This window comes from Amaricoccus solimangrovi, from assembly GCF_006385685.1.
GTDB classification, from domain to species: Bacteria; Pseudomonadota; Alphaproteobacteria; order Rhodobacterales; family Rhodobacteraceae; genus Amaricoccus; species Amaricoccus solimangrovi.
Genome location: NZ_VFRP01000002.1, coordinates 295540 through 307520 on the forward strand (window position 1 = coordinate 295540; position 11981 = coordinate 307520).

At 70.1% G+C, this 11981-nt stretch carries 11 protein-coding genes; 6 read left to right on the forward strand and 5 right to left on the reverse strand.

Features of this window, described 5'->3' with window-relative positions; all coding sequences use genetic code 11:
• The first annotated feature begins 4 nt into the window (after positions 1–4).
• Positions 5–2407, forward strand: a complete 2403-nt coding sequence (locus FJM51_RS03875; RefSeq protein ID WP_140452793.1) for a circularly permuted type 2 ATP-grasp protein — start codon at positions 5–7, stop codon at positions 2405–2407.
• 4 nt (positions 2408–2411) lie between these two features.
• A complete protein-coding gene (locus FJM51_RS03880; protein WP_140452794.1) occupies positions 2412–3299 on the forward strand; it encodes a transglutaminase family protein in 888 nt (295 codons plus the stop codon).
• Between the two features lie 12 nt (positions 3300–3311).
• Here FJM51_RS03880 and urtE read toward each other — a convergent pair whose 3' ends face one another.
• From urtE to urtA, 5 genes are all read right to left on the reverse strand, one after another.
• On the reverse strand, positions 3312–4019 hold the full coding sequence (urtE, locus tag FJM51_RS03885) for an urea ABC transporter ATP-binding subunit UrtE (protein WP_267901362.1): 708 nt from the start codon (positions 4017–4019) through the stop codon (positions 3312–3314).
• Entirely contained in the window at positions 4009–4770 is a 762-nt protein-coding gene (gene urtD, locus FJM51_RS03890) for an urea ABC transporter ATP-binding protein UrtD (protein WP_140452795.1), read from the reverse strand. The genes urtE and urtD overlap by 11 nt, the downstream gene beginning before the upstream one ends.
• On the reverse strand, positions 4767–5888 hold the full coding sequence (gene urtC / locus FJM51_RS03895; RefSeq protein WP_140452796.1) for an urea ABC transporter permease subunit UrtC: 1122 nt from the start codon (positions 5886–5888) through the stop codon (positions 4767–4769). Before urtC ends, urtD begins: the two co-directional genes overlap by 4 nt.
• A gap of 4 nt (positions 5889–5892) precedes the next feature.
• The gene (gene urtB / locus FJM51_RS03900) at positions 5893–7494 is read right to left on the reverse strand and encodes an urea ABC transporter permease subunit UrtB (RefSeq protein ID WP_140452797.1); all 1602 of its coding nucleotides are present in this window, start codon (positions 7492–7494) and stop codon (positions 5893–5895) included.
• Between the two features lie 89 nt (positions 7495–7583).
• Positions 7584–8876: an urea ABC transporter substrate-binding protein gene (gene urtA / locus FJM51_RS03905; RefSeq protein ID WP_140452798.1), complete on the reverse strand. Its 1293-nt coding sequence runs from the start codon at positions 8874–8876 to the stop codon at positions 7584–7586.
• Between the two features lie 363 nt (positions 8877–9239).
• Here urtA and FJM51_RS03910 point away from each other — a divergent pair, with 363 nt between their 5' ends.
• The 4 genes from FJM51_RS03910 (at position 9240) to FJM51_RS03925 (ending at position 11966) form a co-directional block, all read left to right on the forward strand.
• Complete coding sequence (locus FJM51_RS03910) at positions 9240–9698, forward strand: DMT family transporter (protein WP_181164438.1); 459 nt, start codon at positions 9240–9242, stop codon at positions 9696–9698.
• 67 nt (positions 9699–9765) lie between these two features.
• Positions 9766–10704, forward strand: a complete 939-nt coding sequence (locus FJM51_RS03915; RefSeq protein ID WP_140452800.1) for a histone deacetylase family protein — start codon at positions 9766–9768, stop codon at positions 10702–10704.
• Complete coding sequence (locus tag FJM51_RS03920; RefSeq protein ID WP_140452801.1) at positions 10697–10957, forward strand: exodeoxyribonuclease VII small subunit; 261 nt, start codon at positions 10697–10699, stop codon at positions 10955–10957. Before FJM51_RS03915 ends, FJM51_RS03920 begins: the two co-directional genes overlap by 8 nt.
• 151 nt (positions 10958–11108) lie before the next feature.
• Positions 11109–11966, forward strand: coding sequence for a polyprenyl synthetase family protein (locus FJM51_RS03925; protein WP_140452930.1), 858 nt, complete (start codon positions 11109–11111; stop codon positions 11964–11966).
• Positions 11967–11981 lie beyond the last annotated feature (15 nt).

Below are 11981 nucleotides of genomic sequence, written 5' to 3' on the forward strand. Positions count from 1 at the left end.
GATCATGCGACCCCGCGACGGGCTGGCGGCTCAGGATGCGATCGCACGGCTGCTCGCCGACTATCACCCGCTGCCGGGTGTCGCGGACGAACTGCTCGACCAGACCGGACGGATCCGCCCGGTCTGGGAGCGGTTCATGGCCCATCTCGCGGCCCTGCCGCCGGAGGAACTCTCCGCCCGCTTCGCGCGGGGCGACCAGTACCTGCGCGACGCGGGCGTGTTCTTCCGCCAGTACGGCGACGACAATTCCTCGGAACGGGCCTGGCCGCTCTCCCACATTCCGGTGCTGATCGACGAGGCGGAGTGGAACACGGTCGCGGAAGGGCTGATCCAGCGCGCCGACCTGCTCGAGGCGGTGGTCGCCGATCTCTACGGGCCGAACCGGCTGGTCGGGACCGGGCAGCTGCCCGCGACGCTCGTCGGGCGCAGCCCGGAATGGCTCCGGCCGCTGGTCGGGGTGCCGCCGCGCTCGGGCCATCATCTCCACTTCCTCGCCTTCGAGCTCGGACGGGGGCCGGACGGCACCTGGTGGGTGCTCGGCGACCGCGCCCAGGCGCCGTCGGGCGCGGGCTTCGCGCTCGAGAACCGGATGGCGACCGCGCGCGTCTTCGCCGAACTCTACGCCGAGGCGAACGCGCACCGGCTCGCCGGCTTCTTCCGGACCTTCCGCGACGCGCTGCACGGGCTCTGCGAGGATCATCGTGAGCCGCGCGTCGCGATCCTGACGCCGGGGCCGCTCAACGACACCTATTTCGAACACGCCTATATCGCGCGCTATCTCGGCTTCATGCTGCTCGAAGGCGAGGATCTGACCGTCGAGAAGGGCCATGTGATGGTGCGCACCGTCGGCGGGCTGATGCCGATCGACGTGCTCTGGCGCCGGCTCGACGCGGCCTTCGCCGATCCGCTGGAGCTCAATTCGGGCTCGCGCATCGGCACACCTGGCCTCGTCGGCGCGGTCCGGCGCGGCAATGTCAGCCTCGTCAACGCGCTCGGCTCCGGCATCCTGGAGACCCGCGCGCTGCTCGCCTTCCTGCCGCGCATCTCGATGGCGCTGCGCGGCGAGCCGCTCCGGATCCCCAATATCGCGACCTGGTGGTGCGGCCAGCCGGTGGAGCGCGCGCATGTGCGCGCCAACGCCGCGCGGATGATGATCGGCTCGGCGCTCTCGACCCGGCTGCCCTTCGACCTCGACAGCGCCACCGGGATCGGCGGCCAGGGCCGCGGCCCCGAGGAGATCGACGCCTGGATCGAGAGCGAGGGTCCGGCGCTCGTCGGACAGGAGGCGGTGACGCTCTCGACCACGCCCGCGCATGTCGATGGCAGGCTCGTCCCCCGCCCGATGAGCCTGCGCGCCTTCCTCGTGCGTACCGCTCGGGGCTGGGAGGTGATGCCCGGCGGATTCGCCCGGATCGGCCGGACCCCGGATCCGACCGCGATCGCGATGCAGCGCGGCGGCTCGGCGGCGGATGTCTGGATCCTCGGCCCCGGCCCGACGCAATCGGTCACCATGCTTCCGGAGCCGTCCGTCGCCCAGCCCCGCCTGAAGCAGGGCGCGCTGCCGAGCCGGGCGGGCGACAACCTCTTCTGGCTCGGCCGCTACATCGAACGCGCCGAGGGGATGATGCGCCTGCTGCGCGCGCACCACATCCGCCTCGCGGAGACCGGCGACCCGGACGCGCCGCTCCTCACCTATCTCGACCGGCATCTGGGCGATGTCGGCCTCGACCCGGGCCAGGAGATCCCCGACGGGCTGCGCGCCACGCTGAGCGCCGCGACGTCGAGCGCGGGTCAGGTGCGCGACCGGTTCTCGACCGACGGCTGGATGGCGCTGAACGACCTCTCCCGCACGGCGCGGCGGATGGCGGGAACCGCGCGGGCGGGCGACGACTGCGCCCGCGCGATGGGGGTGCTGCTGCGCAAGATCACCGGCTTCTCGGGCCTCGTGCACGAGAACATGTACCGCTTCACCGGCTGGCGCTTCCTCGTGATCGGCCGGGCGATGGAGCGCTCGATGGAGATGGCGGGGCTGCTCGCCTGGCTCGGCGCGCCGGACGCGCCGGACGGGGCGCTCGATCTCGCGATCGAGATCGGCGACAGCGTCATGACCCACCGCCGCCGCTACGCCGCCGCGACGACGCGGGAGACGGTGATCGACCTGCTCGCGCTCGACGGGATGAACCCGCGCGCGATCCTCTACCAGATGGGCGAGGTCAGGAACCAGGTGGCGCTGCTGCCCGGCGCGGATGTGAACGGCCAGCTCTCGCGCCTCTCGCGCGAGGTGATGCGCCTGCATACCGACGTCGCGACGCAACTGCCCGAGGGGCTCGACACCGACGCCCTGCTCGACCTGCGCGACCGGCTCTTCGATCTGTCGGGCCTGCTCTCCGAAACCTATCTCGGATAGGATGATGCTCTACGACGTCGGGATGCGGATCACCTACAGCTACGACCGGCCGGCCGCCGGCGGCCGGCACCTGCTCCGGCTGCTGCCCGCCGACCTGCCGGGACAGCAGCGGCTGGTCTCGGGACTGCTCTCCGTTTCGCCCGCGCCGGCGGAGCGGAGCGAGATGGTGGATTTCTTCGGCAACTACGGGACCGAGATCATCTTCCGCGACCTGCATGACGAGATCGAGTTCCGCGTCGACGCGCGCGTCGAACGCTTCGCCGAGCCTTCGGGGCTCGACATCTCGCCGCCCCTCTCCGGCCTCGCGGCGGAGATCGCCGAGTACCGGAGCCTCGACCCGGACTCGCCGCTCCATTTCCTCTGGTCCAGCGCCCGGGTCCAGCCGACGCCGGAGATGACCGACTACGCGCGCGCCCATGTCTTCGACGGGATCACCGCCTTCTCGGCCGTGCTCGCGATCGGCCGGGCGCTCTTCCGCGACATGGAATTCGACGCCGAGGCGACGACGGTGGAAACCCTGGCGAAGGAAGCCTTCGCGCGGCGCCGGGGCGTCTGCCAGGACTTCGCCCAGATCATGATCGCGATGCTGCGCGGCATCGGCGTGCCGGCGGGCTATGTGAGCGGCTTCCTGCGGACCAACCCGCCCCCGGGCCAGCCCCGGCTCGAGGGCGCGGATGCGATGCATGCCTGGGTGCGCGCCTGGTGCGGGCGGGACATGGGCTGGATCGAGTTCGACCCGACCAACGACCTGGTCGTGTCGCTCGACCATATCGTCATCGCGCGCGGCCGCGACTATGGCGACGTCTCGCCGGTGCGGGGCATCCTGCGCATCGCCGGCGACCAGACCAGCGAGCAGGCGGTCGATGTGATCCCGGTCGGCGCCGGGTACTGACCCCCGCCGGCCTCAGACGGTCATCCAGCGCCGCACTTCTTCCTGGTCGAGCTCCGCGGTCCGGCCGGAAAGCACGATGCGCCCCCGGTCCATCACCGCGATCCGGTCGGCGAGCTCGACGGCGAAATCGAAGAACTGCTCGACCAGCACGATCGCCATCGTCCCCTGGTCGCGCAGATAGGCGATCGCGCGGCCGATGTCCTTGATCACCGAGGGCTGGATGCCCTCGGTCGGCTCGTCGAGCAGGAGGAGCCGCGGCCCCGTCACCAGCGCGCGGCCGATGGCGAGCTGCTGCTGCTGCCCGCCCGAGAGGTCGCCGCCGCGGCGGCCCATCATCTCGGCGAGCACGGGGAAGAGCTCGAACACCGTGTCCGGCACCTTGCGCGCCCCGCGCGGCAGCAGCGCGTAGCCGGTCTCGAGGTTCTCCCTCACCGTCAGCAGCGGAAAGATCTCGCGCCCCTGCGGCACGGTCGCGACCCCGAGCTTCGCCCGCGCGTCGGGCCGCAGCTTCGAGATGTCGCGGCCCTCCCACATGATCCTGCCCGAGCGGATCCCCTGCCGCCCGGAGACCGCGCGCAGCGTGGAGGTCTTGCCGACCCCGTTGCGCCCGAGGATCGCCGTCACCTGCCCGGTCTCGGCCTCGAGCGAGACGTCCTTCAGCGCCTGGGCGGCGCCGTAATAGAGATCCATGCCCTCGATGGCGAGTTTGTCAGCGGCCAAGATACACCTCGATCACTTCCTGGTTCGCGGAGACATGGTCGAGCGAGCCCTCGGCCAGCACCGCGCCCCGGTGCAGCACCGTCACCTTGCAGTCGAGCGCGCGGACGAAATCCATGTCGTGCTCGATCACCACGACCGAGCGCTTGCCCGCGATGTCGCGCAGCAGTTCGGCGGTGCGCATCGTCTCGGCGTCGGTCATGCCGGCGGCCGGCTCGTCGACGAGCAGGAGCTTCGGCTCCTGCGCGAGCAGCATGCCGATCTCGAGCCACTGCTTCTGCCCGTGGCTGAGGCTGCCCGCGAGCCGGTGCCGCGCGGAGGTGAGCCGCACCAGTTCGAGGAGTTCGTCGATCCGCGCCTTCTGCGCCTTCGCGATCCGGAAGAGGAGGCTCGCCTTCACGCCGCGGTCGCCCGCGAGCGAGAGCATCAGGTTGTCCTCGACCGTGTGGGTCTCGAAGACCGTGGGCTTCTGGAACTTGCGCCCGATGCCGAGCCGCGCGGTCGAGGCCTCGTCGAGCTTCGTCAGGTCGGTATGCTCGGCCCAGATCACCCGGCCCTGGTCGGGCCGCGTCTTGCCGGTGATGATGTCGAGCATCGTGGTCTTTCCGGCGCCGTTCGGACCGACCACGGCGCGCAACTCGCCCTCGGTGATCACCATCGAGAGGCCGTTGATCGCCTTGTAGCCGTCGAAGGAGCGGTGGACGTCGTTGAGATAGAGCTGGGTGCCCTTCAGGCCGCGGACCTCGTCGCTCATGCCTCGGCCTCCACCGCCTCGGGTTCCGGTTGTTCCCGCCGGCCCCGCCCGAGCTTCTCGATCAGGCCGAGCACGCCCTGGGGCAGGAAGATCGTGACGAGGATGAACATGAGGCCGAGCGCGTAGAGCCAGGCATCGGGGAAGGCCGAGGTCAGCCAGCTTTTCGCCGCGACGACGATGAGCGCGCCGAGCGCGGCGCCGACGAGCGTGCCCCGGCCGCCGAGCGCGACCCAGATCACGATCTCGATCGAATTCGCCGGGCTGAACTCGCCGGGGTTGATGATGCCGACCTGCGGCACGTAGAGCGCGCCCGCGACGCCGGCCATCATCGCCGAGACGGTGAAGACGAAGAGCTTGAACTGCTCGACCCGGTAGCCGAGGAAGCGCGTGCGGCTCTCCGCGTCGCGCACGCCGACGAGGACCTTGCCGAACTTCGTCATCGTGATCCAGCGCCCGACCAGCAGCCCGCCCCCGAGCGCGAGCGCCGAGAGGACGAAGAGCGTCACCCGCGTGCCGTCGCTCGACAGCGAGAAGCCGAGCACGTCCTTGAAGTCGGTCAGCCCGTTGTTGCCGCCGAAGCCCATCTCGTTGCGGAAGAAGGCGAGCAGGAGCGCGTAGGTCATCGCCTGGGTGATGATCGAGAGATAGACCCCGGTGACGCGCGAGCGGAAGGCGAACCAGCCGAAGACGAAGGCGAGCAGGCCGGGCGCGAGCAGCACCATCAGGCAGGCGAACCAGAACATGTCGAAACCGTGCCAGAACCAGGGCAGCTTCTCGTAGCCGAGGAACACCATGAAATCGGGCAGGACCGGATTGCCATAGGCGCCGCGCGATCCGATCTGGCGCATCAGATGCATGCCCATCGCATAGCCGCCGAGCGCGAAGAAGGCGCCATGGCCGAGCGAGAGGATGCCGCAATAGCCCCAGACGAGATCGAGCGCGACGGCGAGCAGCGCGTAGCAGAGATACTTGCCGATGAGCGAGAGCATGTAGGTCGGCACGTGGAGCCCGGATTCCGGGCTCAGCGCCGTGTTGGCGAGCGGTACGCCGACCGTGACGACGGCGAGCAGCGCGAGGAAGACGCCGAGGCGGCGGTCGATGAAGGAGGTCGAAGCCATGCGCTCAGCCTTCCACTGCGCGGCCGCGGGTCGGGAAGAGGCCGCGCGGGCGTTTCTGGATGAAGAGGATGATGAAGACGAGGATCAGGATCTTCGCCAGCACCGCGCCGACGAAGGGCTCCATGAACTTGTTCGCGACGCCGAGGGTGAAGGCGGCGGCGAAGGTGCCCCAGAGGTTGCCGGCGCCGCCGAAGACCACGACGAGGAAGGAATCGATGATGTAGCTCTGCCCGAGGTTCGGCGAGACGTTGTCGATCTGGGAGAGCGCCACGCCCGCGAGCCCGGCGATGCCGGCGCCGAGGCCGAAGGTCAGCGCGTCGACGCGGGCGGTGCGGATGCCCATCTCGGAGGCCATCGGCCGGTTCTGCGTCACCGCGCGCATCTGCAGGCCGAAGAGCGTGCGCTTGAGCAGCAGCAGCAGGCCGACGAAGATCGCCACCGCGAAGATCACGATGTAGAACCGGTTCCAGGTGATCGAGAGCCCGCCGAGCGGAAAGGCGCCCGACATCCAGGACGGGTTGCCCACCTCGCGGTTCGACGGGCCGAAGAAGGTCCGGACCAGCTGCTGCAGGATGAGGCTGACCCCCCAGGTCGCGAGCAGCGTCTCGAGCGCGCGGCCGTAGAGGAAGCGCACGATGAAGCGTTCGATCGCGACGCCGATCGCACCCGCGACGAGGAAGGCGAGCGGCGCGGCGATCAGGAGCGACCAGTCGAAGAGGCCGGGGAAGCTCGTCCGGATCACCTGCTGCGTCACGTAGGTCGTGTAGGCGCCGATCATGATCAGCTCGCCATGCGCCATGTTGATGACGCCCATCACGCCGAAGGTGATCGCGAGCCCGACCGCGGCGAGCAGCAGGACCGAGCCGAGCGAGAGGCCGAACCAGACGTTCTGGCCGACGTTCCAGAGCTGCTGGGCGCGTTCGATCCCGGCGATGGCCTTGTCGGCGGCCTCGGCCACCGGCGCGTCCGCGTCGCCCCGGTAGGGATTGAGCACCGTCAGCGCGTCGGTGCCGCCGCGCCGCGCGACGATCCCGATCGCGGCGACCTTCTCGGCGCCGGGCGCGTCGCTCGCGAGCACGGCCGCGGCGCGGGCCTGTTCCATCGCCGTCCTGACCGCCGCGTCGCCCTCCTTCGCGATCGCGGTGTCGAGCGCCTCGATCTGCTCCGGATCGGGCGCGGCGAAGGCGGTGTTGGCGGCGGCGAGGCGCTTGCCCGCGTCGGGAGAGCTCAGCGTCAGCAGGCCGATCGCGGCGCGGACGGCGCGGCGCAGGCTGTTGTTCACGCGGATGGATTCCGTCGAGCCGGAACCCACGGGGCCGAGTTCGTCGCCCGTCAGCGGGTCGTAGCCGACCGCCTTCGAGCCCCTGCCCTTCACCTGGATCACCGCGCCGTCGGCTTCGCGGACCCTGAGTTCTCCCTCGCCGAGCGCGTTCAGCAGGCCCACGGCGCGGTCGTCGCCGGTCGCCCCGATCTTTGCCACCACCTCGGCGCGGTCGTTGAAACTGCCCTCCGGCAACTGCCGGGCCAGGTCTTCCAGCGACTGGGCGGAGGCGGCGGAGGCGAGGAGGAGCCCGAACCAGACGGTGAGGGTGAGAAGAATGCGCATGTGCCCGGGAGCCTCCGCGGCCGACTTCGAAAGGGGGAAGCCTCCCCGCGGTCCGCCGGGACGGGCCGCGGGGAGGCGCGGTCATCGGATCAGTTCGCGGCGGTTCCGCCGCACTTGCCGGTCGCGACGTTGAAGTTTCCGCAGCTCATCGGCGCGCGCCAGTCGGAGATCAGGTCCTTCGATTCCGGCAGGTAGTCCGACCATTCGTCGCCGAGCACGAGGCCCGGGGTTTCCCAGACGGTCTCGATCTGGCCGTCGTCCTGGATCTCGCCGATCAGCACCGGCTTGGTGATGTGGTGGTTCGCGCCCATCGAGCTGATGCCGCCGGTCAGGTTCGGGACCGCGACGCCGATCATGTTGTCGAGCACCGCGTCGGTCTCGGTGGTGCCCGCCGCCTCGACCGCCTTCACCCACATGTTGAAGCCGATGTAGGTCGCCTCCATCGGGTCGTTCGTCACGCGGTCATCGTTCTTGATGAAGGCGTGCCACTTCTCGATGAACTCGTCGTTCTCGGGCGTGTCGACGCTCATGAAGTAGTTCCAGGCCGCGAGATGGCCGACGAGCGGCGCGGTGTCGAGGCCCGCGAGCTCCTCCTCGCCGACGGAGAAGGCGACCACGGGGATGTCCTCGGCCGAGACGCCCTGGTTCGCGAGTTCCTTGTAGAAGGGCACGTTCGCGTCGCCGTTGATGGTCGAGACCACGGCGGTCTTCTTGCCGGCAGAGCCGAAGGCCTTGATGTCGGAGACGATCGTCTGCCAGTCGGAATGCCCGAACGGCGTGTAGTTGATCATGATGTCCTCGGGCGCCACGCCCTTCATCTTGAGATAGGCCTCGAGGATCTGGTTGGTCGTGCGCGGATAGACGTAGTCGGTGCCCGCGAGCACCCAGCGCTCCACGCCTTCCTCGTTCATCAGGTAGTCGACCGCCGGGATCGCCTGCTGGTTCGGCGCGGCGCCGGTGTAGAAGACGTTGCGCTGGCTCTCCTGGCCCTCGTACTGGACCGGGTAGAACAGGATCGAGTTGAGCTCCTCGAAGACCGGCAGCACCGACTTGCGGCTGACCGAGGTCCAGCAGCCGAAGACGACCGAGACGTTGTCCGAGGCGACGAGCTCGCGCGCCTTCTCGGCGAAGAGCGGCCAGTCGGAGGCGGGATCGACGACCACCGGCTCCAGCTTCTTGCCGAGCACGCCGCCCTTCTTGTTCTGCTCGTCGATCATCATCAGGACCGCGTCCTTCAGCGTGGTCTCCGAGATCGCCATCGTGCCCGAGAGCGAGTGCAGCACGCCGACCTTGATCGTCTCCTCCTGCGCCAGCGCCGAACCGGCCCAGAGCGAGGCCGCCGCCGCGGCGCCGAGGCCGAAATGCTTCAGATTGCAGATCATCACTGTCCCTCGTTGTTTCTTGCCCCGAGCGCCTCGCGTCGGGGAGCGGCCTGGCCGGCGTCGCCCGAACCCCCTTCGGCGAAACTCCGCCGAGGTTCGGGCGCCAACCTGCGAAGCACCGGTCAGCCGGTCAAGCAGTATCGCTTGCAAAACATGCGTCGGTTGGCATCTGATCATTTATTGCGCATTTCATCACGCGCATCACGACAATGCGACCATTTCGTGACCATAGCCGAGGCGGAAGGCGCCGGGTGAAGGGCCGCGCAACGCCTGATTGACTTGGCGCCCCGGCCCCCCACCATGCCGCCGGGGGCGGTGTGGCGCCCCCGGGCGCTCCCCGGCGCCCCCGGCGAAAGGACCATCATGTCGATCTGGCTCTACCCTCTCCTCGCGGCCTGCCTCGGCGCGCTGCTGACCATCCAGCCGCTGATGAACGGCGTGCTGACCCGCGCGGTCGGCAATCCGCTGGCCGCCACCACGGTCTCGGGCCTCGTGACCTTCCTGAGCGCGCTGGCGCTGCTCGCCGTCTCCGGCCGCCCGGGCGATTTCCTTCGCGGGCTCGCGGCCTTCCAGGCCCCGGTTCCCTGGTGGGTCTATCTCGCGGGAATGATCGGAACCGCCTTCGTCTTCGGCGCGATCCTGATCGCGCCGGTCATCGGGGCGGCGGCCTTCTTCGTCTGCGTGGTCGCGGGCCAGCTGATCGGCGCGACCCTCGCCGATCACATCGGCCTGCTCGGGCTGGAACAGCAGCCCGTCTCGCTCACCAGGATCGCGGGGCTGCTGCTCGTGCTGATCGGCTGCGTGATCGTGCAGCGGGCATGAGACCGAAGCGGCGAAAACCCGCCGGATTTCCGTTTCCCCCGCCGGATCGCTGGCATAGTGTGCGCCCATGACAACCGCGCTCATCACCCACGGCGACTGCCTCGGCCACGTCAATCCCCCCGGCCATCCGGAACAGGTCGAGCGCCTGCGCCGGGTGCTCGGCGCGCTCGAAGGCGAGGAATTCGCCTATCTGCTCCGCGTCGAGGCGCCGCTCGTGACCGACGAACAGATCCTCCGCGCCCATCCCGAATCCTATCTCGCCGATCTCGTGGCCCGCGATCCGGTCCAGGGCTATTCGGTGATCGACGGCGACACCTTCCTCGGCCCCGGCTCGCTGACCGCCGCCCGGCGCGGCGCGGGCGCGGTGGTGGCGGGCGTCGACATGGTGCTGGGCGGCGAGGCGCGGAATGCCTTCTGCGCGATCCGCCCGCCTGGGCATCACGCGGAAAAGACGACCGCGATGGGGTTCTGCTTCCTCGGCAACGTCGCGATCGCCGCGCTTCACGCGCTCGAGGCGCACGGGCTCTCCCGCGTCGGCATCGTCGATTTCGACGTGCACCACGGCAACGGCACGCAGGACGTGCTCTGGAACGAGCCGAGGATCTTCTTCGGCTCCAGCCAGCAGATGCCGCTCTTCCCGGGCACCGGCTCCTCGGACGAGACCGGCGCCCATGGCCAGATCTGCAACATGCCGCTGCCCGCGGGCGCGAGCGGACAGGTGTTCCGCGCCGGCATGCTTGCGAAGATCCTGCCCGCGCTCGACGCCTTCGCGCCCGAGCTGATCCTCGTCTCGGCCGGATTCGACGCTCATCACCGCGACCCGCTCGCCAACCTCAACCTCGCGGATTCGGATTTCGCCTGGATCACCTCGCGGATCTGCGACATCGCCGATCGCCATTGCGAGGGCCGCGTCGTCTCGACTCTCGAGGGCGGATATGATCTTGCGGCGCTGGCCTCCGCGGCGGCGGCGCATGTAAGGGTCTTGATGGAACGAGGATATGGCTGACACGGAACCGACCGCCGGCGCGACCCCGGTCGCCGGGATGAGCTTCGAACAGGCGCTGCGCGAACTCGAGAGCGTCGTGGCGCGGCTCGAATCCGGCGAGGCGACGCTCGAGGATTCGATCTCCCTCTATGCTCGCGGCGCCGAGCTTCGCGCCCATTGCGAGGCGAAGCTGAAGGCGGCCGAGGCGCGCGTCGCCGAGATCACCCAGGGTTCCGACGGCGCGGTCTCGGCGCGGACGGTCGAGATCCCCTGAGAGCCCGCCCCCCGTGGCGCCCGGCGCGGCCATCGGCCCCGGGCCCTTGCGAAAACAGGCCATAGACATGACGCAGCCCCGTCCCACACCGGACCCCCGCCCCGGGACGTCCGACGCCGCCGAGAGCCCCGAGACCCTCCGGTTCCGCGCGATGCTGTCGGAATCCGCCGCCGCCGTCGAGGCGACGCTCTCCGACCTGCTGCCGCCCGAGGGCGGCGCGCTCGAGGCGGCGATGCGCTACGGCGTGCTGCAGGGGGGCAAGCGGCTGCGCGCCTTCCTCGCGCTCGAAAGCGCCGCGCTCTTCCGGGTGCCGCGGATCCAGGCGCTGCGGGCCGCGGCGGCCGTGGAATGCGTCCATGGCTACAGCCTGATCCACGACGACCTGCCGGCGATGGACGACGACGACCTGCGCCGGGGCAAGCCGACCGTGCACCGCGCCTGGGACGAGGCGACGGCGATCCTCGCCGGCGACGCGCTCCAGACGCTGGCCTTCGAGATCCTCGCCTCCGATCACGGCGGGATCGACCCGAGGATCCGGGTGCGGCTCATCCAGGGGCTGGCCCAGGCCGCCGGCTGGCACGGCATGGTCGGCGGCCAGGCGCTCGACATCGCCGCCGAGACCGCCGCCCGGCCGCTCGACCTCGAGGCGACGACCGCGCTCCAGGCGCTGAAGACCGGGGCGCTGATCATCTGGGCCGCGGAATCCGGCGCGATCCTCGGCCGGTCGGACCCGGGTCCGCTGCGCGCCTACGCCGCCGACCTCGGCCTCGCCTTCCAGATCCGCGACGACATCCTCGACGTCGAGGGCGATCCGGAGACCGCCGGCAAGCGGCTCAGGAAGGACGAGGCGGCGGGCAAGGCGACCTTCGTGTCGCTGCTCGGACTCGACGGCGCGCGGGCGCGGGCGCGCGCTCTCGTCGCCTCGGCCGGCGCCCATCTCGCGGCCTATGGCTCGGCCGCGGGGAACCTCCGCCTCGCCGCCGGGTTCGCCCTCGACCGCGCGGCCTGACCGGGGCAATCTTGC